This window comes from Streptomyces sp. NPDC045022 (assembly GCF_056432605.1).
Genome location: NZ_JBWKIR010000031.1, coordinates 1 through 24,783, shown reverse-complemented (window position 1 = coordinate 24,783; position 24,783 = coordinate 1). Strand labels below are relative to the sequence as shown.

The following is a 24,783-nucleotide window of genomic DNA, read 5'->3' as shown; positions in this document are numbered from 1 at the left end:
TGCTTCCCCCGGAGACAGACGTGACCATGTTCGCCCTCGGCACTGATCCAAGGGCGCTGTGACCCCGGGGGCCGACGCCAGAAAACCTGTCCGCGGCGGCCCCCAGGCGCCCGCGGTTGCCGAGGCCGCGGCCCAGCACCGGTGCTGGGCCGCCCTGGTGGTCGCGTAGTTCCTTCAGTTCGGAAAGGGCCCCAGGCCGGGAAGCCAGCCGCGTCCTTGCGGGGCTGCGTCTCAGATCAAGAAATGCCGGCGTAGGACCAGACGTCCGCAGGGAGTTCGTGCCTCAGCTTCCACCGGATGGCCATCGGCCTGCTGCCTGTGTGCCCGACGTACTCGGCAGGCCCGAGAAAGACCCAGGGCTGAGTGCCCCCGATGTCGCTGCTCCTGTACTGGCGTATGAAGAGAAGCACGCTGGTACCCATCTCGACGTGGTTCCGGTACCGCAGCCCTGTGGGTGAGGTCTCGGAAGTGGCGCTCTGGGACTCCCAATGGAACAGTGTCTTGCTCAACGCGTAGTCTCGCAGGCGGCCTTGGGGCGAGAAGACTGGTTCGTCGTTCTTCTCTAACGTGATGAACAGCGCGTCAGTCTTCACGGATTCGCACCACGCAACTCCTTGAGCGAAGCTGGCCGGGGCGAGGCCACCGACTTGGGCCAGTCCGAGCGCCGACAACATCTCCGCACGGGTGTATGAAGAATGGATAGTGAGAGGGACGCTGTGCCCGTCGCCGATTCCGGTCAGAGGGATCGGAACGCGCTCGGCGTTTTCCAGGTTGTGTGCCAGTACCTGACGCAGCTCGCTCCGCACCGCTTGCTGTTGGTGCAGAGTCGCGAATCCCTCTTCGTAGCCGTTGGCCCCCGCGTGCTCAGCGCCTCCGCGGGGCCATAGCTGGAAGAAGAGCATCCGAGCGTACGCCTGGCCTCGCTTGTCGAGATCGTTGTAGAGGGGAGCGTCGTCCTCCAGCATCCGGGTGTAGGCCTGCACGCGTTCCGGGTCGTCCACATGGAGAAAGGAACGCACCCGTTTGAGCAGCGCCGTCTCTCCTTCGGGAGCTTCGCCTTCAAGCACACCGGCACGGCGTAGGAACCCGGTCCAGGTGCCGTCGCCGCGGTAGAGGTCCGTGAGTTCCCGCCCGCTCTGCTGCAGGTATGGCCTCAGGCCCAGCTCTCCGTACTGGGCAATTTCGCGGGCCGTGTCGGTGACGGTGCTCCGCATCTGCTCCCGGAGGTTTTCGATGACGAGAATCCTGGCCTTCTCGTCAAGGCTGATCATGCAGCCGCTGGGGAGTCGGGGGAAGTCGCGCTCGACGTGGTCGAGCAGCCGTTTGCCGGTCAGATGCGTCATAGCCCGGAACTGGATGTCGAGGCGGAACTCCTTTCGGTGGTGCCCGATGAAGTCGAGCACGGTGAGTACCCGCTTGCCCGGGGAGCGAGCAAGGCCGACACCCAGCTGCTGCAGGAACCGCACGCCGCTCGACGTTGGGCGTAGGAGGAGCAGTGTGTCCACCTCAGGGATGCTGAAGCCGTGGCTGAGCATTTCGACGCTGAAGATGACCTGCAAGTCGCCGTTCCTGAGGGAGGAAAGTGCTCCCTCACGCTCTGCCGCGGGAGTCGCCGACGTGAGGGCCATGGCGTGGAAGCCGGCGGAGCGGAAGAACTGAGCCATGAATTCGGCGTGTGCTACGGACACGCAGAAGCCCACGGCTCGCATGGCCTTCACATCAGGGACCGTGTCCCGGATAGCGTTGACGACCAGCCGCGCTCGTGCGTCGTTGCCGGTCAGCACGGCTTTCAGTGAAGCCGCGTCGTACGTTCCCTGCTTCCAGCCCAGTGGTTGAAGGTCGGTGCCGTCTGCAATGCCGAAGTAGTGGAGGGGGCACAGGAGATCACTGGCCAGCGCGTCCCGAAGCCGCATCTCTGCAGCGATACGACCGTCGAAGAACGCATCGTGGATGCTCGGGCCGTCCGTCCGCTCGGGAGCCGACGAGAGGCCGAGTAACTCCATAGGCGCGAAGCGCTCCAGGACGTTGGCGAAAGCCGGCGATCCTGCCCCGTGGAACTCGTCGACGACGATCACATCGAAGTGATCGGGTGGCAGCTCGTCCGGGACCCGTTCGAGGGAGTGCCAAGTGGCGAACACATGATTCCAACGCCCCGGGATCTCCCCGCTGTACAGGCGCTCTCCGAACCCTGGCGTCGTGAGGACGCCTTGGTAGGTCCGGTGCGCCTGGTGCAGTGCTTCCATGGTGCCCGCGATAAAGAGAAGGCGCAGGTCCCGCTGGTGCTGCTCGCGCAGGTGCTTGTAGTCGAAGGCGGCCATGAAAGTCTTGCCGGTGCCGGGGGGAGCGACGAGGAGGTTGCGGTGCCGGCCGTGGATCTCGCGCTCGGCGTGCAGACGATCAAGCATGTCGCGCTGGTGGACATGCAACATGACCGCCCCGTCGATCTGGGGGCCGTCCGGGGCGACCTCCCTGTCCAGTTCCGGCTCTGGGGGATCGTCTGGGATAGCTGGGGCAGGAGCCTGCTGGGTGTCGTCGTTCTCGCCATTGGAGGACTCGACCGGGAGGCTGGCCTGTTCGTCGGGGCCGGAGCGAGGCTCGGTGGACTCGAGCCCGAGGAGCCGCGCCGTTGCCGCAGCCGCTTGGGCGACAGGCTGGAGCCCGGTGGGCAGCATTTCCTGGCTCGTGGGTGAGTAAAGTGCGGCGACGATTCCGTGCGGGGCCTGAGGGTGGGCTGCGAGATGCTCGGTGAGGGCGAAGTGGGTGTCCCACACCTGGTCGCGGTTCAGCAGCCCGCGCAGATGTTCCGCAGCGGCCGGGTGGAACCGGTACACGATGTCTGCGTCCTGGTGCCGGGTCGCTGTGAGCAGGCCGGCGGTGAGGAACTCCGCGGTGTCGGCCAGGGCGGCGTCGGGAACGATGCGCTCACGGAGCACGTCGAGAACGGGGAGTGTGAACACGTCGAGTGACGAGGCGGCGATCGCCAGTCGGACGGCGGGGGAGCGCAGGTTGTCCGTGAAGGCCTCTGCCGCGGCTGAGACTTGTGTGTCGGTCACCGGCGCATCGGGCGAGGTGGCACTCGATCGTGGACTGCGGTTCCTGGAGGGCACGCGCCCTGAGGCCGGCACGAGGACGGCCTCGCAGCCGCTCGGGTCGGTACGCATCATGGCGCGTGCCCAGGCGAGGATCTGGTGGGCATCCACTGGCAGCACGGGCAATGCCTGCCAGGGCTGTGTCCCTGGGGCGTCGTCGCGGAAGAGGCGGGGACGGCGGTAGGAGAGGAGCCGTCCGGGGGATGCCGGGACGGAGGCGGTTGCGGTGGTCCGCGGCAGGTCGAGACCGGAGCGTTGCCAGAGGCGTTTGGGAAGCGGGTTGATCAAGGCCACGGGGGCTGTCCGACCCCACGTGTGGAGCGTCTGCCACAGGTCGTTCTGGCGCCAGGCGGGAGCTGCGCAGTCGGAAACGACGAGCAGGAGCCGGTGGGTCGGCTGGATATGTCGGGGGTCGGACGGGTCCATGGGGAGGAGCCGGCCGTGGTGGTTGCGGAGTACAGGTTCGGCCTGCGGCGGATGCTCGATATGCCATACGTGGACGCTGCGGAAGGCGGACAGGGTGCGCAGCACCTTGGTGAGTGCGAGTGAGGTCTCGTCCCAGACGGCCATGGAGGTGCCGCGGTCCACAACCACAACGACCTCCAGCCAGAGCTCTGCGGCAGGCGTGAGCTGGGGGACGAGCACACCGGTTTGGGTGTAGTGATCGACGGTGGCGCCCAGGTCGAGACGCCGGTGAACCTGGGACGGCCGGAAGCGGCGCAGCGGACGCAGGGCGCGGCCGATGTCGAGAGCGTTCGGCAGGGCCGGGGCGCGGCCGATACTCAGAGGACTGCCGGGGATCGAGTGGCTGCCGTTGTCGTCCTTCAGCCAGACCTCGGCGGCGCCAAGATCGCCTGTGTCTGAACCGGGTTCAGGGGCCGGCGGATCATCGCAGGAGTCGTCGGTTTCCGGTTCGGGCAGGAGGGACGCGTTGGGAGATGTCTCCTTGGCGGCCGGAGGCGGATCAGTGGCCATATCACCAATCCGGCTGGCGCCGGATCTGGCGGCGGCGAGAAGAAGAGCGTCGAGGGTCTCCTGGATGTCTCCCTTCGCGCTGTCGCTGAGGTCGCCCAGGTCGGCGTGGGCCAGGGCGGCCAGCAGCCGTGCGGCCCGGTTCTCAGCCACGCCCGAGCCCTTGGAGCAGCAGCTCCTGCAGCCGCGTCCGCTGCTGGTCGTCCTGGATGCGGTTGCCGCGCAGGAGATGGACGGCGCTCAGCAACTGGTCGACGGCGAGGTTCTCACCGCGGTTCAGCCGGTCCACGAAAGCGTTCACCAGGGTATGGGTGGTGTCTTCCTCGGCCCTCTCCAAGTGGGCCTCGACGATGCTGGTGAGGGTCGAGACCGTGAGAACGGGCATGTCGAACCGCACACAGCGCCGCAGAAAGGGGGCGGGAAAGTCACGTTCCCCGTTGCTGGTGAGGACGATGACTGGAAACTCCTCGCACTCCACCAGGCCGTTGTCGATGTCATGCCGGGTGCCCGGATCGGCGGTGCGGACGGTGACTCGGCTCCTTGAGTGTCGGGCAAGTTCGGGAATCTCGAAGCGACCGCGTTCCAGAACGTCGAGGAGGTCGCTCGGTAGGTCGAGATCGCTCTTGTCGATCTCGTCAATCAACAGGGCGCGGGGGAGGCCACCGGGCAGCAAGGCAGTCCCGAGAGGGCCAAGTTGGACGAAGTCCCCGATGCCGTCGCGCGCGGCACGGATGGCGCGGCGCGCAGCCCGCCCGTTCCTGGAAGCGGCGGGACGGTCAATGGCGCGGAGGTTGTAGGCGTGGATGCGGCCCAGGGCGTCGTAGCGGTAGAGCGCGTCGGCGAGGGTGCTGCGGGAGGTGATGTGCCAGCGCAGCACACTCCCGAGCCCGAGTTCGGCGGCGATCTGCTCGATGACGGAGGACTTCCCGGAGCCGGCCGGCCCGGTCAGCAGCAGGGGCCGACGCAGATGGAGCGCGGCATTGACCGCGTCGACCAGTCCGGGGTCCGCCCGGTAGGTGCTTGCCGGGGAAGGTGACTGCGCCGGGCCTGGCGCGCTGGCCTTGCCCGTCGGCGCGCGCCACGGAGGCGGGGGAGGCAGCGTCTGAGGCTGCTCGGGGATGCTCCCCGTACCCGTGTAGTACGGCGTCCAGTTCATGCTTGCTCCTTCGGCGTCACGTCTTGTGGGGCGACGACCGCCCGCCCGGCGCGTCGTTGGCAGAAGTCCTGCCAGTGCGCGTCGTGCCATGTCGTACGGATGTCAGCCAGATGACCGGGAACGCCCTCACCAAGGCTGTTCTCCAACTGCTCCTGGAAGGCGCGGACGAGTTTCTCCGGCAGCGACTGCCAGTGCTCCGCGACCGCATCCTGAAGCGCCCGCGTGTCGGGGACGCTCCCACGCCGGGGCCAGATCAAGGCCGGGGTGTGGATGAGGAGTTCCTCCAGCATGAGGTCGAAGTCCTTCTCCGGCAGAGTGCTCACTCCCCATACGCAGCCGCCCGTACGACGACGGCTGAGTAACTCCTGCAGCGTCTCAACGCTCCTGAGATCATCGGAGTCGAGCCACGACGGGCCGGCTTGAGCCCTGGTCTGCAAGGAGGACAGCAACTGGCTGCCGGCGTGCAGCATGTCGTCGAGGGGGACACCGGGCGGGGGTGTGAGTAGCCCCGACCAGCGGGTCGTGACGTCGTAGTCGACGCCCAGCATGCGTTTGCCGCGGACCACTCGCCATTCCTCCGGCGGGGAATCCAGCAGCAGGGAGGTCGGGACCGACACATCGACCGGCACCAGCCGCTCGCCCGCTGCCCCCAGCCAGGACAAAGCCCACAGGCGGGCCTCATCCAGTGCGGACACCAGGGCGCGCGGCCCGGGCTCGCACGGGAATTCTGCGGTGTGCACCACGGCCGAGCCGAAGAGAAGCGATGCGTCCACACGGACGACGTCCTCACCGCGATCGTCGGCGACCACCAGGACCAGACGGGGTGTCGTCCCGCGCAGTTCTTTCAGCCGACTGTTCAGAGCGGCGGCAGCACCCGATTTGGCCGCCCAGACGGTCAGTTGCCGCGGAAGAACATCCTCTGGACTGATCAGGTGGGCAAGGGCGGCGACGAAATGCACCAGCGTCCGGCGCTGTCCTGCGGGGGAGACGGCCGATTGGTCGAGGACCGCGTGCTCCACCAGGTCACGCAGGGAAGGGCAGGGCACCCGGACCACCACCTCCAGCGGGAATCGGGCGCGTGCCGCCGCCTTGCGGAGTAAGTCGTCGGTCAGAGCGCTCCCGAAGGTCTCCTCAAGAACGGCGACGGCGGAAGAGCAGAGGTCCAGATCGCGATCGAACTCCAGGATGCGTTGGACGGCGGGGTGGCCAAAATGGTCCTGCCCCAGCCCGCCGAGCCAGTGCGTGAGCTGTTCCCTGCTGTGAATGCCTTCCGTGCCTTCCATCGGGCGCAGCAGCTTATGCAACCTCTCGTACGCCACGGAACCGAGAGAGCTGGCGGAGCGTCGCACGGCGGCCTGGACGTTGTGGGCCAGCCACAGCGATTCACCGGACACAGGAGCGCCGTCGAACACGAAGCCGCCGGGCTCCTGGGTGCGGATACGGCTGCGCAGTTCCTTGATCAACTGGGCGTCGACGGCCAAGAACTCCCCTGCATTCGCCACCCCGCTCTCCAGCAGTTCGGCAAGTTGGACACTCAGATTCATGTCCCATGCCGGCAGATGAGCGGACGCGGCGAAGAGAACCGACAGACGCAGACTGCCCTGCTGGAGCCCGGCCGTCACGGACTGCGGACTCACAAGCGCGGCGGCCGCGTGGCAGGTGTCGACGACGGCTATCAGACCACCGAGTCCGGGCTCGTTCGTCACCGCACCGATCGTGGAGGCCACATCCAGTTGGTGAATCGCTCCGTCCTGCGTGCTGCCCGAGGTGACGAAGTACAGCGGGCCACCGCAGCCACCTATTCCATGGCCCAGCATCGCCAGAACGAGCGGGCCGCCGTCCTCCTTCGCCCGGCCGACTGCAGCGGCGAGGGCCTTCTCGACAACCGCTTTGCCCAGGGCGGTGCCCACGAGCAATGACCCTGTTTCGCCCTCACCACGGTCCAGACAGGCACCGAGATCCGGGTCCACCAGCGCCCTGTGAAGACGGCGCGCCGCTCCTTCTAAGCCCGGCAGTTCCTCCGCGCCCCTGCACTGGGCGCCGACCACCAGCACATGACGGGATACCGCTGATGTGACGCGGCCCTTCACGGCAGAAGAGCCCCCACGATCGGCCCGGCCACCTCCGCGTGCTCCAGGTACTTGATAGCCGTATGGGTCCACACCCCACCGGACTTCACGGGCGCGGTCTGCGCCTTCACCCCCCTGCTGCTCGGCGCGATCCAGTCCGCCAGCCGTGGACGTCCCACCACGACGTCGTTTCGGTCCCAGAAGTTGTGCCACGCCCCCACCTCTTCCGGGCAGGACGGCGGTCGCGGCACCAAACGCTGCAGGACCATGCCGCCGAGCGCGAGAGGGGAACCAAGCGTCACCCACAGTGCGACCGGGCCCTCATACTCGTGCAGGGCTTCGTAGGCCACAACGGTGCCCAGGGAGTGTGAGACCACCACGAGCGAACGAGCAGGATCCAGTCCCTCCAACACCCGGGAGCGGATGGACGAGCCCAGAGCAGCTCTGTCACCGTGTCGGTTCAAGTAGCGTGCGACTTGGGAGAGATGCAGCGCGAACGCCTGACCATTCACCCACTGCGCACCTTGGCGAAGACCGGGCAGCTGCAGCAGCGTCGTGGTCACCCAGACCAGTCGCCGTGCGAACTCGCCCACGCCCTGCGTCCGGCTGCCGGATGAGAGCGCGCCGAGATGGTGGCGGGCCTGTTCGATGACCCTGGCGTCGCGCGTATCGGTATCCGGTGGAAACTGCTCGGCGAGCTCATCCACCATCGCTTCCAACATGCCGGAGAGCACCTGCTCGTCGGACGGGTCCAACTCACCGCTCAGCGCGCCTCCCTGAGCTCTCTGGGTGTTGAACAGATCGCTGTAATCAGCGAAACGCACATCCGCCAGCCAGCCTTGGGTGAGCGCCGAGACTAACTCCGCCCGTCCGGCGGCCCGCACGCCGGTGGCCAACGCTCGGAGCCACTGCTGTCGTTCCGCCTCCGCGTTGCGGAGTCCGCCGATCCCGTGAACGAACACGAGCTGCGGCTTCGCTGTCCCCACCACGAGCCTCCCCCGGCCTTACTGTGCGAAGGCCATCCTGCCTTGTGCGGGGCCAAGGACGGTACTTGAAGCGCCGCGCATGAGGAACACGATTCTGACAGCTGGTCGACGCGACCGGTCGCGAACGCTGCGGAGAACGTGACCGCCGTGGCGCTTGCAAGCCTCGCGCCGCCGCCTGCGCCCCGACACTGGTCCAACTCCAGCCCCAGTCAGTGGGTGTTGACGACTCCGGGCAGCGGGGGCAGCAGAGATGGCTACGGTTCCCGGGGCGCGGCGGTTGCCAGCCAGCCGCGTCGACAGACACACATCCCACAGAACCGCGGGCAGTCCGAAGGCGCATGCAAGAAGACGAACACGGCCTCGGCCAGCTGCACCCGGGACGGCTCAGGCCCTGGACGGTTTCGGGTTAACTCTATTTTCCAGAGGGTCTGAGCAGGGACGAACGAAGTATCCGCGTTTCAGGACGGTGAACACGTCGGCCTGAACGGGCGCCGATCAGACTGGCAGCGAGAGCCTCGGCGAGGGCACCATTGACGCATCGACAGCGGGATACGACCCCGCACCAATCACACCCCATGACACCCGAGTTGGGTGTCGTACCCCTACGTGCCTGGAGTTGCTCATGTCCGCCCTGTCCCTGCCCGCCGCCAGCCCCGAGCCATCAGCGTCCTGCGCCACCCACCTCCCCGCCCGCACCCAGCCGAGTCGGCTGGGCATCCCCGAGGTCGTGGTCATCGTCGTGGTCGTCCTGGCATCGACCGCACTGGCCGCCGGCAACCGACCCGTTCCGGCCGCACTGGTCGTGGTGGCCGCCGCCGTGGCCGACCTGATCACCGGCCGCCGCCCCAGCGACCCCGCCAAGCCCTCCCGCCGCCGCAGTCGGTGACGATGGGCCGCCCCACCAAACCCGTCGCCGCCGGCGCCCACCCCCGACTACGGGCCCTCGCCGCGTACCTGCGCCAGCTCAAGGACGAGACCCGTACCACCTACGCCACCCTGTCCGAGCGCACCGGCCCACCGAACACGCCCGGGTACCGCGGAGCCTCCACCCTCAGCCAGGCCGCCCGCGGCACCCACCTGCCCCCGCTCGAGACCGTCCTCGCCTATGCCCGTGCTGCTGGCGACCCCGGCAGCTACTCGACGCAGTGGCGGGAAGCGAAAACCCGGAGCCTTTGGAAGGCAGCCGCGATCGAGAAAGCCCGCCCCCACCTGTCCGGCCGGGGCCGACGGACCCGGCAGGTCCGCACCCCGGCTGCCCTGGGCCAGGAACTGACGCGGCTGCGCCTGCGGGCCGGCCGACCCTCTTACAGCACCATCGAGCAGGGGACCAAGGCCGACGGGCACCGTGTGCCGCGTTCGACAGCGCACCTGATCCTGAACGGGAAGGTCCTGCCCAGCCGCGAGCAGCTGTCCGCGCTCCTGAAAGCCTTCGACGTGAGCCTCGCGGACGCCGCCCAGTGGCACGCGGTCCTCGACCGTATCGAGGACCGCCAGCGACCGCCCGAGCCGCTCCGGCGAGGGGGAGGGTACGTGTGTGCGGACGCCGACCCTGCCGTGCAGGAGTACCTCGAACGCCGCGAGCGCGACGAAGAGATTAAGCGCCGCACCGGGCAGATCCATCCGGACGAGACGTACGAGGACTACGAGGAACGGATGCGCGAGAGGGCGTTCCAGCAGGCCGCGGACGACTGGCTGTACGACCTGTACGGGGACGACTCGGAAGACGACGATGAGCCCGAGGATGAGGATGAAAGGCAGACGCAGACCGCCGAGCAGGCCGGCCTCCGCGCCCAACTGAAAGCCCTGGTGGAGCGCGTCACCCCCACGGGCGCGGTGCCGATCGCGCCTGACAGCTCCCGAGTCCCGAGCTGACCCGCCGGTCTCTGAACTCAGCCATCCACCCATCGGGACAGGCCAGGGCGCGTGACGGCCGTGCTCACCCGCGGCCAATCTCAGCGTTACAAACTTCACTCCATATTATGTACCGTCAGCTAAACTGGGCAGTAAGCGTTACATTTTTGGTGGAGCGGTCGCTTCACGCTTAGCGGCGGCTGCCGCCGGGCTGGTGCTCGATCTTTCCTTCACAACTCACTTGCCGCCTCTGTTCTTGGAGCCCCACGTGCCTTCCTCGCGTTCGTCCCACACCGCCGGTGAGGCGGCCTCCGGCGCTGCCGTGCCGGACGATCCCGCCAACGACGCCGCGCCCGCAACCCCGACGGAGTCGACCGATCCAGCCCCACGCTGGGAGGGCACCTGGCCCCTAAGCTTCCCGAAGCCCCCCACTACGTCGGCAGTGGCCAAGACAGCCTCCGACGACGCCGACCGCCCGCACAGCGAGGACAGCAAATCCGAGGCAGCCGACGGTCCGTTGACCGAGCCGGAAACAACCTCCACCGCCCCTGACGCGGAAACACCACACGCCCCGGCGCTCACCGGCCCGGCGACGCTGCACGAGGCCCGCAGCAAACTCCGACAGATGATCGACGCCGCCATCGAAGGGCAACCCACACCCCTGACCCGCGGCCCGCACCATGCACTGCTCACCACCCCCGCCCACGCAATTGAACTGGGCTGGGACCTCACCCAAGCCACCACCCACAGCTTCGCGGACGCCCGCAAAAAGCTCGGGGATCTGATCCAGTACGGCGCTGAGGGCCACCCCCAGGTGCTGTGCCGCCACAAGACCCCCGTCGCCGTACTGCTCCCCGCAGCCGCGGACGGCACCCCCACCCCGCCCGCACCTCAAGCCGAGCCCGCACCCGACACAGCAGCTCCGGTAACAGCAGCCCCGGGTTCCACCACACCCCCTAAGGGCCAGCGAGCAGCCCAGAACCCCCTTCCGACCACAGCAGCAGCCGAAGCCGCCGAAGACCTCGCACCTGCGCCGACAACTACCCCTGCCGAAGCGGCCTCTGCACCCACCGCGGCCTCAGAACCACAGCCGGAACCGGCGCTGGCAACCCAAGACACGCCTGCACCTGCCAATACACCCCTCGCTTCACCCGACACCACCCCAGCCCCACCGACCACTCCCACCGGCTCGTCGGCTGCTGCCGTTCCAAACCACGCCACCCCCACACCCAGCATTCCGACACTCCAGCACCCGGTCACACCGCCGACCGCCCTCCCCGCACCCTCCTCGACCCCGCCCGAGCCGGGCCCGCCGGCCCCTGCTCCCACGACGCCCGGTACCGGCCCCGAGACCACCATCCCGGCCAGCGGCCCACCAGCCGCCACTGCGCCACGCACCCCGCGACGCCTGGCCGCACTCGCCCAAGCCCTCGACACCGTCCTCCCCACCACCGCCCCCACCGGTGAAACCACCACACCCACACCCCTGATGGGCCTGCCGACCGGCATCCGCACCCTGGACGACGCCCTCGGCGGCCTCCAGCCCGGCCGCTTCTATCTCGTCGCCGCCGCACCAGGCGCCGGATCCAGCCTGATCGCCACCGCCGCCGCACGCACCAGCGCCCTCGACCAACACCAACCCGTCCTGTACGCCGCCTCCGGACTCACCCGAGCCGACATCGCCGCACGCATCGTCGCCGCACACCTGCCCGTCGACTACCGCCGCCTACGAGCCGGCCGCCTCACCCCCACCGAACAGGACGACACCGCGGCCCTCCACCAACACCTGGCCCAAGCCCCGCTGTACATCGACGACGGCACCGACCTGACCACCGACGCGATCGCCGAAAGCGTCCCAGACCTGCCCGGCCTAGCCCTCGTCGTGGTCGACCGCCTGCAGACCACCGAAGACCCCCGACTGCCGCTGTCCGGCCTGACTCAGATCACCGACGCCGCCCAGGCCCTCGCCCACCTGGCCCGCACCCACGAACTCCCCGTCCTCGCCGCCGTCGACACCGACGACCCCCACCTCATCGCCGCGCTCAGCCTCGACATCACCATCACCCTGACCCGCGACGCCGACCAGATCCACGCCACCGTCGCCGAACGCGACCTCGGCCCGCAGGCCACCCTCACCCTCCACGCCGACCTCGCCCACGCCCGCATCACCGACCCGGCCACCCCCTACGCCAGCCCCACCACCCCAGCGCCGCCACCGACCGCGAGCCTGCACACCCCCGCACAGCCCCCGCAGGCGCCTCTCCAAGCCCCCACCAGCCCGCCCCAGGAGCCCACGCCCACCGAGCCCGTCCCGACAGGCCACACCGCCGCCCCACGCAGGCCATCGTCCCGCCGCACCACCGCCCCACCTCCGCCAGAGGGCGGCTACGCAAACCGGGACTACAGCTACTTCACCGGCATGATCACCCGCGCCGTCGACGAAGCCCTCCACGACCACGACGGTGACATCACGGCTGCAACCGAAGCCCTGGTGAAAAAGGCCGTACCGAACGCAATGGCTCTGTTCGAGGCAACCCGCGTCGGCGGAAATTACGAGCACACCGTCTACCCGGAAACCCTCGAATTCCTCCGAAAGAAAACCAAGGACGGCGCCGACGAAATCTGGGAGGGCCGCCACAACTGGACCAACACCCACCTCATGGACGCCCTCCAAAACGGCACCCACCCCCCGATCACCGTCAACGCCCTCGACACCAACGCCAGCTTCCTGTCCGCCTTCAAGACCCACCTGCCCATCGGCGCCCTGATCCACGACCCCCACGGCGGCTTCGACCCCAAACGCTCCGGCATCTACCGCCTCCCTACCCGCCCCACCTGGCACCACCCCCACCTGCCCGACCCGATCGGCAACCGCCGCGAAGACGGCCCCGTCCTCCTCGACGACGCCACCATCCGCCTCCTCATTCGCTGCGCCCGCCTCGGCCTGTGCGAGGCCCCCCACATCACCGAGCGCTGGACCTCCGGCGCCAGCGAAGGCCTCCTGGAAAAATTCCGCCGCGCCCTGACCGAAGCCCGCAAAAAAGCCATCGAAGCCGACGACACGATGACCGTCGAATACATCAAAGCCATGTACTCGAAATTCACCTCCACCATCGGAGAATCAAGCGTCAACCGCGACATCCGCCGACCCGACTGGATGCACATCATCCGCTCCCAGGCATTCGCTAACCTCTGGTATAAATCCCACCGAGCCCACAGCAACGGCCTGACCGTCGTCCGCGTCCGCGGCACCGACGAACTCCACGTCGCCGGCGACTGGCGCACCGTATTCACCGAAGGACGCCTCACCACCCAGATGAAACAAAAAGACCAGTACCCCCTGCCGAGGAAGAGCGCTCGATAGATGTCGACCGACGGATGGAAGAACTTCGGCAACTACGGGGCAGACCGCGACCCGGGAAACGTCCACGGAAAAATCGCCCTCGCCCGCGCCCTCGAAGACGCCCTCGAGCGCATGATCATCGACGGCGGAATCAAATCCCCGGTCGACACCCGCCGCGGCCTGAAAGCCCGCATGCGTTACCTCACCACCACCAAAGGCGGCCCCCAAGCCTTGGCCGACGCCGGCATCCACGCCACCCCCGCCACGATCCGCGCCTGGACCCGCGGCACCCAGCGCCCGCGCCCGGCCAACCTTGAAGCGATCGACACCGCCTACTGGAACCTGCGAGCCCACAACGTGCTCGCCAACCCCGGCGCCCTCAAGCAGCACCTCAACCGCAATGGCCGCGGCACCCGCATCGAGATCCACCCCGTCAACCAGACCGCCGTCGACGAGCCACGCCGCCGCGACAACCTGAGGATCCAGCACCGGCAGGTCCGCTACATCTGGGACGACGCCGTCGACGCCCTCGTCGCCAGCGACCTGGACACCATGGAAGACCTCTGGGACGACATCATCGCCGAACTCGACTCCGACTGGGGCGCCTACACCTACGTCTCCTACATCGGCATTGGCGCCTGACACGACTGCCCGCAGGACCTGATCGGCCCAAAGCGGCGCTCGACAACCACGGCACGCTGATGGTCTGCGGGGGGAGTGTCGGTGGAACGTCGTCGTCTGGGCGTCAGTGATGCAGGTGCGGTGACCTGTTTGTTGGCGCTGACGGGTGGTGCTCACTTGTTGCTGGCATGAGTGACGAAGGGGCATGTCATTCTCACGTCGACCGCCAACGACTCCGCCTGATCGCACCATCGCCATAGCGCCCCTCCCTGGAGTACGGCTGCAGGCCGGCCACACCTGGACACCGGACATCATCGTGCTTGGGAACGGACGGGCAGTTGTCTTCGAAGGGGACGGACCTCACCACCGAGGCCGCCGCCGGTACGCCGATGACAGAAACCGAGACCTTCAGTGGCAGCGCTGCGGGATCCAGGTCGTCCGCCTGCCCGTGGAGGACCTGCAGCAAGGCGAGCAGCTCACCAACCGACTCAAGGAAGAGCTTTCACGGCACCTCTGGCCCCGGTGACCAAAGTGGCGGGCGGTCATCGACGACCGCCCTCGTACTCTCCGAGACGGCCCCGAGCCGCTTCGAGAAGCTCTTGTTCGGGCTGCGCCGCTCACTCCAACCCGAGGTCGGCCAGAGCCTAGAGCTTGTCGGCGGTGAGCATCGCGCGCGCTTCGTCTTCGCGTCCGAGTCTCGCAATGTCGGGAGAATCCCCAGCTACAGGTGGTTGACACTTGAGACAATGCGGTCATGCCTCTGACCGGAGCCGAGTACGAGCGGCTTACCCAGACCGCGCCGACACTCGACAGTGAAGCGGACGGGCGCTGGATAGCCTGTGACGAGTCGGGCTACGACGGCGAGGATCTTCTGAGCGAAGGCCTCTACATGATGGTGGCCGGAGTCGCCGTCGACGACGCGGAAGCCGAAGGCATCGTGCGCGACCTGCGCACAGAGACCAACATCCAGCCGGCCGTCCGCGATCTGAAGTTCAAGCACTTCCAGCGTGGAGACCGACTGCAGAAGCTCAGCCGCCTGTGGCAGAAGGACGGCGCACTGCACGGACGATGTTCGGTTTACGTGGTCGACAAGCGATACGGAATCATGAGCAAGGTCATCGACCTCCTGGTCGAAGAAGAGGCCTACCTACGCGGCATCGACCTGCATGAAAACAGGCAGGCCAGAAGGCTTGCCAGAGCCCTCGCCTGCGACGGCCGGCGTGCGCTGAAGAACGACCGCTTCAACAAGCTGGAGCAGGCCTTCGTTGCCTTCGCCCGCCGCAGAGACCCCGGCGACCGGCAGGCCGTCATCCAGACCTTTTACGAAGAAGTGGAGGCGGCCTGGACCACATCGACCCGGCGCAACGTCACCGAGGCCCTGCGATGGCTTCGGGACACGCGTGCCCACGCGGAGGCACTTCACGACGACGTAGCGCCTCAACAGCCGCCGCACCTGGAGCTTCTGGACACCGCGCTCGCCACCCTGACAAGAGCCTGGAGTGAGCGCTTGGGAGCGATCAGCGTCCTTGCTGACGAACACCGAGAACTCACGGACGCCCGGCTGGAGGTGACCAGAAACGTCCTGCGCTCCGGGGTCGGCGCTACGCCTTCCGTCATGCACCGGCGCCTTCGCATCCAGCGCATAGTGCGCGGGAGTTCCCATGATCACGCGTCCATTCAGCTTGCCGACCTGCTCGCTGGCGCGGCGGGAAGCGTGGCCAAGGGCGGCACCGGCAACCCCACCGACGCCAGCGCGTTGCTGCGTCCGATCATCCTGCCGCTGATCGAGCAGACATCGCTCGTGCCCGCCGAAGGGCCTGACCCCTTCAGCCGCGACCGGATGTGAAGAGCGCCTGACAAGCGCCCCCGAGCCGTTCCACGCCAGCATGCTCGGGCGGATCGACGGGGGGAACGTTGAGACCGATCTGATGTAAACCAGCGCTATGGACACGAAACAGGTCTTCTGCGCCCGCTGTAGCAGCGCGGACTCCCTCAACATCCGTATCGGCACGGAGATCGCGGAGGGCTACTGCCCAAGCTGTGACAAATCCTTCCGCGCAACTCCGTGCCAGGAGTGCGGCGGCTTCCGTGTCGACGGCTCCTACGGCGTCTCTGGCGCGCGATTCGAAAGGCTCCCGGACACGGTTAAGTGCTGGGACTGCGGTCACCGCAATCCCCTTCGTGACCCTGGCCCGGACTAGGAACTGCGGCGGGAGGCCGCCGACGCAACCCCGCGCCGCGGCCGCCGGCCTCGAGCTGCTCGGCTACCGCCTGAGCTGAGCAGCAGCACTTGGTCTCCCGCTCGCGTACCCCGGCGTAGCCTGCTCGGGAGCACGGGCCGTGACGGTGCGCCTGGTTCGGCTCCACACGCTGCGGGGGAGAGGGAAGGCCGGACATGGCGAACAACGGGCAGACGGACACGGCCGTACTGGTGGCGATGCTCAGCGAGCGCGCCGCCGTGAACGTCCGGCTGGCACTGGTCGCGGACGCACAACAGTGGCAACTGCACCATGGCCAGGTCACCTTGGACGACGACACCCCGGTGACGGAGCGGGCCTGGCGCTACAGCACGGCGAGCTTCCTGGAACTGAGCCTGCCCGGCCCGACGATCGCCGCGCTACTGCGGGGCGGCGAACAGGATGTCCACGGTCTCCACGTCGTCGCCCCCGGCCCGCCGCCCTCCAGCGCCTCCACATCTCGGCTGCGCGGCCAGCAAGAGTGGGACCGGGTGACCACGCCGTGGCCGCGCACCGAGTGGACCATCAACCGGGACGCCAACACGCTCCAGTCCGACAACGACCTGCTAATTGGGGACGGCCCCTCTTTCCTGAACTTCGACCAGGCCCTCAGCGCCTTCCTCCACCAGCGCCCCCACGACAGCAACGCGGGCCGCTCGGACCTGTGGCGCATCGTCCTGCCGCAGCGAGCGGGCTGGCTTGAGCAGATCACCATCGGCCCCGACCTGCTGACGGCCTTCGTAGACGGCGAGGACCTGGACGGCGCGGTACTTGAGCTGAGCTGGGCGGCGGGCAACGAGCGTCAGTCCGTCGACGGCGCCGGCGCCTACCGCTTCGCGTTGCCCCGCGGACTCGCGCACGACAGCCTGCTGATGCTCCGCCGCGCGGACCAGTGGCTGGACTGGCGCCACTTCCCGGCCCCCACGTACGGGCGCGCCCGCGACGCCTCGGTCGTCTGGGAGCAGCCCGGTCCGGAGCTGGAGCTTCTCCTAGCGAACGGGGAGGGAAAGCACCTGGAGTGCAAACTGGAGGTCCCGGAAGGCGACTCTCGGAAGAAGATGCTCAAGACCATCGCCGCCTTCGCATCGCAGGACGGCGGCACCGTCCTGATCGGCGTCCGCGATGACCTGCAGATCGTGGGCCTGCCCGAGGGAGCGAACGTCGACAAGCAGGTCCTCCAGGTCGTCGGCATGATCCGGGACAACCTGGAGCCGGTGCCGTCTTACGAGCCACGCGTGATCGAACACGACGGAAAGACAGTCCTCGCGATCGAAGTCTCCGGCGGGGGCCAGATGTACGCCTACCGCGACGGACAGCGCGCGGAGTTCTACGTCCGCGTCGGCCCGAACACGGTGCCCGCACGCCACCACGAGATCGCCGCCGGATTCCGGCACGCTCCGACCGGCACCACGTTCTGAGTGAGTGAGGGCCGCCGCACCGGCGACGGCAAACGTCAACCACTCGGTGCGGCCGGCCCGCACTGGCCTCGCGCTGCTGACCGATGCCGTGGCCGCCGACTGGCTCACCGCCACGGAGGCCGGAGAGATCTGACCCTAGTCGCACACACCAACGGGCCCCGGGGGAGCAGCCATCGTCCCCGGGGCCCGCATTGGGGGTGCACGCCTGGCTGAGGCTGCACGTCAGCCGATGATCGTGTGAAAGAACAGGACGGCGCCCGCGCCCGCCGCGCCGCCAGCGAGGAGCGCAGCAGCTGGGCTGCCGCCGTTGAAGGCTGTGAGCACGCCTGCACTGAGCCCGGCAAGTGTGCCGAGAACGAACACGATGGCAGCTCGCTGACTCAGAAGAGGGCCCTGCTCTTGGCTGTTCACATCTACTCCGATTGATTGAGGCGACGACACAGAAAGTGTTTGCATCGCCGGGGTTCCGGTGTTGATGCTGTAGCCCGTTCGCGGTCCTCTTCCCCCTGTGCTCCATGTCACGAGCTTCTGCTCAGAAACTTTGCTGATTCGCGGGGGGACTGGCCTACCCGGCAGCTAAGACCGTAGACGTGAGCGAACCACGCCCGTCTCGGCACGTCCTCAGGCGTCACGAGTCAAGGAAGAGTCCAGGGATCGATGTCGACCGCCCGGAAGCGGACGGCGGACGCCCATCCCAAGCCGACCGAGGGCTTGTTGAACACCTTCCGTCCCTGGGAGATAGAGACCTACCCGTTGATGAACGGGTAGCCCGCCTTGCAGCCGATGGCCGTCTTGTTGCGGCGCTGCGGGGCGACGGATTCGCTGGCCCCCGTTATGACCGGTTCGCCTGTCGGCTGATGGAGTATGGGTGGCCGATCATGCTCGCTTGGACTCACAGCGGGGAGATCTTTCGCCAGAGCAGATTGGCGGGGCGGCCGATCTGCGTGCGGCATGGCGGCGACTGGAGCCAGGATGACCGCTACCTGCTCGCGACGGAGACCGTGCTGGCCGGACTGGAGCTCTTCCGCACCTACGGCTTGGTGGGTAGGCGGTGGCAAGAGGCAGGCGGCGCGAGTTTGACGACCTATTACGTGGGGGCTTGCGTCCGGTCCTTCCGTCCGGTGTACGAACAATGGTTCCGAGATCGTTCACAGAGCACGATGGGAAAGGTCTCGCTTGAGGATGAGCCCACATGCGTGGACCTCGCAGACGAGGGAGCGGTCGACCCGGATCAGGCTGCTGTCATCCAGGATCAGGTCAGGCGCGCACTCGCTGCCCTTTCGGATCAGCAACTGCGCAATGGGCTGGTGAGGCGCGCGCTGGGATACACCCAACGGGAAGCAGCGGCATCGGTTGGACTGTCCGAAAAGGCCATGGAGCGGCGCCTGAGCCGGAGCCGCCACAAGCTTCGCGCTCTGGGGCTCGACGAGCAGGCGGGAGGTCAGTAACCATGACCACAGCGCACGGTGAGAACACTGCGTCGGCGTCCGATGACTTCGAGGCATTGCTGGACGCTTCCAGTCTTGGAACCGAGCACGTTTGCCGGGTCAGGGAGCAGATCCCAGACCGCATCCGCGAGCGGCTGCACGATGCTATGGGCCAGCGCTCCACCCCGACGAGCGGTTCCACCTGCACGCTCGATCGGTCCAGCTCTGGCTCTCTTGCTGACGAGGCCCGCCAACTATGGGCATGCAGCCCGGCATTGCGCATGGAGCTGCGTAGCACGGTCTTGGAGATCGTTCGCACCTTCGCTGAAGCGACGCTCGACGCCGACGCGCTTGCGGAAGCACTGGACGCAGGTTGGCTGGCGGTGGCTGGCCGGTGGGCACACGCTCTCAGGCGCGATCTTGCCTACGGCCTCGCCCGCGTCCGTGCTTTGGCGCATGGCAATGATTGCCTTGGACCGATGACGCGTGCCATGGCCGACAGCTTCTCCTACAAGCTTCCTGCCAACACCGTCCGTGCCTGCCAGGAGGTGCTGCGCTTGGCAGGTGATCTGCACTTGGTGCATGAGGCACTCACTGAGATCGTGAGCGACTTCGTGGACAGCGACCTTCGCAGTACTGACCTGGAATGGGTGCCTCTCGAAGGAGTGAGATGGAGTGCGGCGACATGCTGGCCTGCCATGTGGGAGGAACGGGTGCGCCGCGCCTCGGAACCTGAGGGACCAGGTGTCTTTGTTATCCGTGCCGAGCCAGAGCGCTGTCCATCTGCGCTCACCAGCATGTGATCTCCCTGAACGGCAGCTGACCGGCGTGTAGGTGCGGCTGCTACGCCACCGTCCCGTAGTGCGCTCTCGCGCCTTCAGCCCGCCAGTTCTGACGTGCGCTCGCGTACCGCCCGCGGTCGACGAGAACGCCGTCCAGCTGTTGCTGCGTCCCTTGCTCGCGGTGGGCGCTTCCGCGACCTTCTCTGCCACCAGCGTGGCGCTCAAGCCATGGCCCTGCCGACGCGCTGCAACCCCGGGCCAGGTCTTCAGCACTCCACATCCCTGGATCCCCTACGCTGCCCACTCCAGCCCGAGGTCGGCCAACTGCTGGAGCTTGTCGGCACTCAGCTTCCCGCGCCTGCTCTTGCTGTTCGAGAGAAACGGCTTGACCTCCGTCCCGTCCTCCAGCCGCTCTACGTGGGCCCTGGGGACCGTGACAGAGCCCGTGCGGGCTTTGTACTGGGCCGAGGGCCGCCACGCCCCGCTCGAAGGCGCCAGAGGCCGCCTTGGGGGTTTTGGCGGGTCCCTCCTGCCGGCGGCAGGGGTACGACGCCGATGGCCTCCAGGAGCTCGCGCTGCCCGTCCATCAGGCCCTGCCAGGCGGTGTGCTGACGGTTGATGGTCTGCGGGGGGAGTGTCGGTGGAAGTCGTCGTCTGGGCGTCAGTGATGCAGGTGCGGTGACCTGTTTGTTGGCGCTGACGGGTGGTGCTCACTTGTTGCTGGCATGAGTGACGAAGGGGCATGTCATTTTCACGCCGACCACCTAGGAAACAGGAAATGGAAGAGGTGTCGGCGGCCGGTTTGACGTCCTTAAGCGGTGTCGATCAGTTTCTGTATGCGTCGTCGATGGCTCCGGCGTCGATCAGGGCCACGCGCAGTGCCTCGCGCTCGGGGGTGTCCTGGACGGGGGAGCCGGCGTAGAGAGCGGCGGCATGACGGACGGTCCGGATGCGCCGGTAGCCCTCCAGGGACCCGTGGTCGAGGGCTGCGGCGGCGATGAGCTGGGCTGACGGGGAGTGCGGGCTGCGGGCGGCGCGTTCGGCGGCGTGGTCGGCGTCTTCCAGGTCGGGCTGCTGGGTGAGGGTGGCGGCGGTGAGCTCCAGCCAGGTGTTCTCGTCAAGGATGTCGGCGAAGGCAAAGTGCCCTGCTCCGCGCAGGGCCGCGGGCGCAAGACGGGCCTCCAGCGCGGCCCGCCACAGGGCGGCGGCCCGCTCGGCTACCTCGCTGCTTGCCATGTGGGTGGTGTAGGTGGCCAACCGGGACAGCATCTCGCTGACGGCCTCGATCCCGCCCGGGCAGTCGGCGAGATGAGCGAGGAACTCCCCCGTGGGGCCGAGGGGTTCGGAGTCATCCAGCAGCGTGAGGAAGGCTTTGTCGAGGGCGCCTTCGGCCCCTGGCGCACACAGGGCATGCCACAGGCCGGTGCGTTCCAGCCGGGCCAGCAACGCAGCATCGGGACGGCCACGGGTGAGCCAGACGCGTGCGGGGCGCCAGGCGTGATCCAGGGACAGGAGCGTGTCGGCATGGCTGGTGGTCCAGGCAGGGTCGCGGCCGTGGAGCTGGGCGAGACAGAACCCGATGACGGCGAGGGCTTGGTCGTCCGGCTCAGCGCCCAGGAGTTTCTCCAGCGTTGCCGTCAGCGGTTCGGGCAGCCCTTCCCTGGTCTGTCCCACGTGGTGGAGGCCCCAGGCGGTAAGGGACAGCAGGGCGCTGGCGCCGGGCGCCGTCGAGGCAGCGGTCAGCGGCGAAGGGGTGTCCAGACGCGGTGTGCTCCAGCCGGTGACCAGGCCGCGCAGCCACGTCACGGCGTCCGCCTCCACTGCCTGCAACGACATGCCGTTGTCCCAGGCGTGGTGCAGGAGGTTGGAGATGACCAGCTGCAGCTGTTCCGCCTCCGGCCCGTCGCCTTCCTGTTCCTGCGGGCGTACGGCGAAGGCGGCCTCGGCGACGGGGACCAGCGCGCCGGCATCCAGGCGGCCGCTGCCGGCGGCGAAGTGGAGGGCGTTGAAGTAGGCAGCCTGCAACGCAGGGCGCTGGGCGGCCGCCGCGATCACGGCCGGGTCGGCGGCCCAGGCCTGCGGGTCCTGGGCCACGAGCTCGCCCAGCAGTCCGGCACGATCTTCGTCAGCATAGTCTTCGTTGTTGACGGGGGCGGCGGCGAGCGCGGTGACCGTGGCAGCTGTCCCCTCGGCCCGGGCCTGTGCGGTGAAGGCCTCCAGGGAGAGCCCTCCGTAGGCCTCCACCCAGGAGGTGGTGGTCTTCATGACCGGATCAGGTCGGCCGGGCGGCGGTCCGTATTTCTCTTCCAGCAGGGCCAGTACCGGCTGCCACGGCGCCCGCACTGTCTCGGGCAGCACCGGCGACAGCCCCCGCACGATCCGCCACGGGCTGGGCACCGGCCCGGGAAAAGCATCGGCCCACGCACGCATCTCCGCCGCGTCGGGCGGCACGCTCAGGGCTTCCTCCAGCGCCACCTCCATCTGCGGCCGCAGCTCGGGCGGGCAGTGGGCGTCCAGCAGGGCGAGGAAGTCGGCGAGGTCGGCGTTCGGCCACCTCCCGCCCCCTGCCTGCCGTGCGGTCTCGATGGCGGTCTGCCACCAGTCGGCCGAAGCCTCGGCCTGCAGGCTGTCGTGGGGCCAGGATTCGGTCAGGTGCGTGGCCATCAGCCGTGCCCGGTGCTCGGCGGCGGGCAGCTTGCCGCGCACACCCCGCAGCCGTTGCGCGACGGGCACGCCCAGCCGTGCCTCGGCCAGGGCGAGATCGAGCACGGCCCGCATCAGCGTCACGACGATCGCATGCGGAGGATCGGCCAGCGTGACCGTGCCGAGTTCGTTGACGAGTTCGGCCTGCAACGACGCGTCCCGGTCGCCGAGATGGCCGGCGAGAACACCGGCGAGCGCGGAGCGGATGATCCACCCGAGCCGGTCCGGGCCGGTGCGCAGCCGGCCACCGGGGTGCGCGGTAGCGATCAGCTCCCGTAGCAACTGCCCACTCTCCCACGACTCGCTCGTGGTGAAGTCGCGGTCCCGCAGGATGTTCTCCACGACGGAGACCCACTGCCCCGTCCGCTCGGCGACGGCGACACCGACGGCCCAGTACGCGGCCTGGATCAGGACGAACCGCTCCGGCCGGGAGCGCACCAGATCGGCCAGCACGGCGGCCGCCGCCATACCCGCCTCGCCGAGAACGGCGACCGCCTGCGACAGGGCACCGGGCCCCTGCGCACAGATCGCCTCCAAGTTCTCCTTGACCCAGGCGCACACCCGCTGCGGATCCTCGGCCTGCAGCCGCCGCAGGTACGGCCCGGCCGGCCAGCGCGTCTGCTCGGGCAGCAGCCGGGCTATCGGCAGCAGGTCGAGCCAGCGCCCGCTCACAGCGGCCTGGAAGAAGTACATCCCTGCCCGCGGGTCGGTCATCCTCTCGACCTCGTCCGCGTCCTGCTGCACCGGGGCATCCAGCCGGGCCAGCTCCCGCAGCCGGTCCGCCCGCTCGGGCAGGGTGAGGAAGAGCTGCTCCATGGCGGCCGTGATGTCGTCGAACTGGCGGCGTGTCTCGTCGGCCCCGCTGTCGGATCCGTGCAGCACACCGGAGGCGGAGCTGTAGAAGGCGCTCCAGCTGCGGGCCGCTTCCGTTTCAGCCAGCCCCATCTCCTGTCGGGTCTGCTCGGCCACCAGGTGCCCGATCTGCCGGGTGCGGAACCCGCCGCGGTCCGCTTGCTCGGCGCGCAGCTCCTCAACCGCATCAGCGAGGACATCGAGATCCGCAGCCTCCACCTCGTGCTGTCGGCGCCAGGCATCCGTCACGGCCCCGGCGGCCTCGGTGACCGCCTTGGTGGCACTGCGCAGCCCGTGGAATTCCTCGCCCGCGATACTCAGGACACTGTCCAGTGCGCCCCGCAGACACGATTGCGCCACCTCATAAGGCGTTTGGAACGCGTCGGTGTTATTCAGGACGTGGGCGGCGTCCCGCATCAGGCTCAGCGCCCGCCGGCCCTTGTCGCCTTGAGCCTGCAGGGCTGAGACGAGTTCCGGGCGTATCACGCACGCGGCCAGCGACGGCCCGGCCTGCTGTGCAGGGGCAAGAGGATCAGACACCGGCTCACCGTAGCCGCGCGGCCCGAGCCTGGTCTTGCCTGGACCAGCGTCGTGGCCCGGACGATCCAGGAGGCCCGGGAACGGGCCCGGGTGCCCAAGCGTGACGAACCGGCGGAAGACCCGAGAACCGACCAAAGAAATCCGAGCACAAGAAAAACGAGCCCCGAATTAGGTCCTGATACTCTACCTTTCGCACACAACGATTCACCCCTCTGGAGAACCCCATCTGGGGAGAATCGGTACAGAACAACCAACACTCCACGAGAAAACAGGTAATGTAAATGGAGTGAATGCATTCTCTCGGCAGGTTACAGAGTCCCTCTGGGAGGTTTTCTGTATACCCTTTTCAGGCGTCGGATATTTAACAAGAGGTTCAGACCAGTACTCCCAACACGAAGAGTAGCCGTTACATAATTTGCACTTGCTTCTAGAGCGTTACATAAATGGGTACACATTGGGAGCAGGAAGGGCGTCCGCCAGGGCGCTTCAACGTAAGTCAGCGCTGCAGTCGAGTGCCTAAAGAGATTAATGAGCAGGTCAGAAACCTATGAGCACCCAAGTCCAAACGATGCCGCACGATGCCGCCACTCCAATTATGTAACGGCAAGCGAGGGCCGGTGCCCGTGCTAGCCAGCCTGTAACGCCACGGAGTGGCGTTACAAAACCGTCGCGGAGCGGCGGCGCAACTCTCCGTCACGTAGTGACGGCGCGTCATGTCTCCGGAGGAGACGGCGCGC

General features: G+C 67.8%; 15 protein-coding genes. 9 read left to right on the top strand and 6 right to left on the bottom strand.

What is annotated here, in order from left to right; translation table 11 throughout:
* Positions 1 to 236: 236 nt before the first annotated feature.
* The 4 genes from AC07C1_RS34850 to AC07C1_RS34835 all read right to left on the bottom strand — a co-directional run bounded on the left by AC07C1_RS34850 (position 237) and on the right by AC07C1_RS34835 (position 8,272).
* On the bottom strand, positions 237 to 4,214 hold the full coding sequence (locus tag AC07C1_RS34850) for a DUF3427 domain-containing protein (RefSeq protein ID WP_478945696.1): 3,978 nt from the start codon (positions 4,212 to 4,214) through the stop codon (positions 237 to 239).
* A complete protein-coding gene (locus AC07C1_RS34845) occupies positions 4,207 to 5,217 on the bottom strand; it encodes an AAA family ATPase (protein ID WP_470781541.1) in 1,011 nt (336 codons plus the stop codon). Before AC07C1_RS34845 ends, AC07C1_RS34850 begins: the two co-directional genes overlap by 8 nt.
* On the bottom strand, positions 5,214 to 7,127 hold the full coding sequence (locus AC07C1_RS34840; RefSeq protein WP_478945693.1) for a vWA-MoxR associated conflict system protein: 1,914 nt from the start codon (positions 7,125 to 7,127) through the stop codon (positions 5,214 to 5,216). The genes AC07C1_RS34845 and AC07C1_RS34840 overlap by 4 nt, the downstream gene beginning before the upstream one ends.
* Before the next feature lie 176 nt (positions 7,128 to 7,303).
* Complete coding sequence (locus AC07C1_RS34835; RefSeq protein ID WP_478945691.1) at positions 7,304 to 8,272, bottom strand: lipase family protein; 969 nt, start codon at positions 8,270 to 8,272, stop codon at positions 7,304 to 7,306.
* A gap of 622 nt (positions 8,273 to 8,894) precedes the next feature.
* Between AC07C1_RS34835 and AC07C1_RS34830 the strand changes: the two genes are divergently transcribed.
* The 7 genes from AC07C1_RS34830 to AC07C1_RS34800 all read left to right on the top strand — a co-directional run bounded on the left by AC07C1_RS34830 (position 8,895) and on the right by AC07C1_RS34800 (position 17,875).
* Positions 8,895 to 9,158 (top strand): hypothetical protein, encoded by a 264-nt coding sequence (locus AC07C1_RS34830; protein WP_478945689.1) that lies wholly within the window; start codon positions 8,895 to 8,897, stop codon positions 9,156 to 9,158.
* A gap of 2 nt (positions 9,159 to 9,160) precedes the next feature.
* Positions 9,161 to 10,144 (top strand): hypothetical protein, encoded by a 984-nt coding sequence (locus AC07C1_RS34825; protein ID WP_478945687.1) that lies wholly within the window; start codon positions 9,161 to 9,163, stop codon positions 10,142 to 10,144.
* Positions 10,145 to 10,391: 247 nt separating this feature from the next.
* On the top strand, positions 10,392 to 13,487 hold the full coding sequence (locus tag AC07C1_RS34820; RefSeq protein ID WP_478945685.1) for a DnaB-like helicase C-terminal domain-containing protein: 3,096 nt from the start codon (positions 10,392 to 10,394) through the stop codon (positions 13,485 to 13,487).
* Positions 13,488 to 14,108 carry a hypothetical protein gene (locus AC07C1_RS34815; RefSeq protein ID WP_389527881.1) on the top strand — a complete coding sequence of 207 codons (621 nt, stop codon included), beginning with the start codon at positions 13,488 to 13,490 and terminating at the stop codon, positions 14,106 to 14,108.
* 733 nt (positions 14,109 to 14,841) lie between these two features.
* A complete protein-coding gene (locus AC07C1_RS34810; RefSeq protein ID WP_478945682.1) occupies positions 14,842 to 15,933 on the top strand; it encodes a DUF3800 domain-containing protein in 1,092 nt (363 codons plus the stop codon).
* Positions 15,934 to 16,482: 549 nt separating this feature from the next.
* Positions 16,483 to 17,742, top strand: a complete 1,260-nt coding sequence (locus tag AC07C1_RS34805) for an AlbA family DNA-binding domain-containing protein (protein WP_478945680.1) — start codon at positions 16,483 to 16,485, stop codon at positions 17,740 to 17,742.
* A 4-nt stretch (positions 17,743 to 17,746) separates the two neighbouring features.
* Positions 17,747 to 17,875, top strand: coding sequence for a hypothetical protein (locus tag AC07C1_RS34800; RefSeq protein WP_478945679.1), 129 nt, complete (start codon positions 17,747 to 17,749; stop codon positions 17,873 to 17,875).
* A gap of 89 nt (positions 17,876 to 17,964) precedes the next feature.
* Here AC07C1_RS34800 and AC07C1_RS34795 read toward each other — a convergent pair whose 3' ends face one another.
* On the bottom strand, positions 17,965 to 18,153 hold the full coding sequence (locus tag AC07C1_RS34795) for a hypothetical protein (RefSeq protein ID WP_351115448.1): 189 nt from the start codon (positions 18,151 to 18,153) through the stop codon (positions 17,965 to 17,967).
* Between the two features lie 446 nt (positions 18,154 to 18,599).
* Here AC07C1_RS34795 and AC07C1_RS34790 point away from each other — a divergent pair, with 446 nt between their 5' ends.
* Positions 18,600 to 19,190, top strand: a complete 591-nt coding sequence (locus AC07C1_RS34790; RefSeq protein WP_478945678.1) for an RNA polymerase sigma factor — start codon at positions 18,600 to 18,602, stop codon at positions 19,188 to 19,190.
* A gap of 2 nt (positions 19,191 to 19,192) precedes the next feature.
* A complete protein-coding gene (locus tag AC07C1_RS34785; protein ID WP_442702276.1) occupies positions 19,193 to 19,972 on the top strand; it encodes a hypothetical protein in 780 nt (259 codons plus the stop codon).
* An 804-nt stretch (positions 19,973 to 20,776) separates the two neighbouring features.
* On the opposite strand, the gene AC07C1_RS34780 is transcribed toward AC07C1_RS34785, so the two are convergent.
* Complete coding sequence (locus AC07C1_RS34780) at positions 20,777 to 24,046, bottom strand: hypothetical protein (RefSeq protein WP_478945677.1); 3,270 nt, start codon at positions 24,044 to 24,046, stop codon at positions 20,777 to 20,779.
* Between the last annotated feature and the right edge of the window lie 737 nt (positions 24,047 to 24,783).